Here is a 411-nt window from a genome sequence, read left to right as displayed (position 1 = left end):
TGCGGGAATAGCTCAGTTGGTAGAGCACGACCTTGCCAAGGTCGGGGTCGCGAGTTCGAGTCTCGTTTCCCGCTCCAAATTTTGTTTTCTGGAGCTACGCACAGTTCAGAAAGCATAAAAAGATCAGCCGAGGCTGATTTTTTTTGTGTCACCAGCAGCCCTGCCTTCGGGTGAGGTTGAGTGAAACGCCAGAGCAGCAACTTCGGTTAATGCGGTTGGCACTGAGACATACAGTGTATGTTTTGGGCAACGTCCCCTTCGTCTAGTGGCCTAGGACACCGCCCTTTCACGGCGGTAACAGGGGTTCGAGTCCCCTAGGGGACGCCATTATTGCGGGAATAGCTCAGTTGGTAGAGCACGACCTTGCCAAGGTCGGGGTCGCGAGTTCGAGTCTCGTTTCCCGCTCCAAAT

At 54.3% G+C, this 411-nt stretch carries 3 tRNA genes; all 3 read left to right on the top strand.

Features of this window, described 5'->3' with window-relative positions:
* Nucleotide 1: 1 nt before the first annotated feature.
* The 3 genes from CJF39_RS22690 (at nt 2) to CJF39_RS22680 (ending at nt 408) form a co-directional block, all read left to right on the top strand.
* A tRNA-Gly gene (locus tag CJF39_RS22690) sits at nt 2-77 on the top strand.
* Nucleotides 78-251: 174 nt separating this feature from the next.
* Nucleotides 252-327 (top strand) — tRNA-Glu (locus CJF39_RS22685).
* A gap of 5 nt (nt 328-332) precedes the next feature.
* Nucleotides 333-408: transfer RNA gene (locus CJF39_RS22680), tRNA-Gly, on the top strand.
* The last annotated feature ends 3 nt before the right edge of the window (nt 409-411 follow it).

Origin of the sequence: Pseudomonas lundensis, assembly GCF_002269125.1 — a bacterium.
Taxonomy (GTDB): Bacteria; Pseudomonadota; Gammaproteobacteria; order Pseudomonadales; family Pseudomonadaceae; genus Aquipseudomonas; species Aquipseudomonas lundensis_A.
Note: the sequence above shows the minus strand (reverse complement) of the source record. Positions and strands in the feature narration are given on the sequence as shown.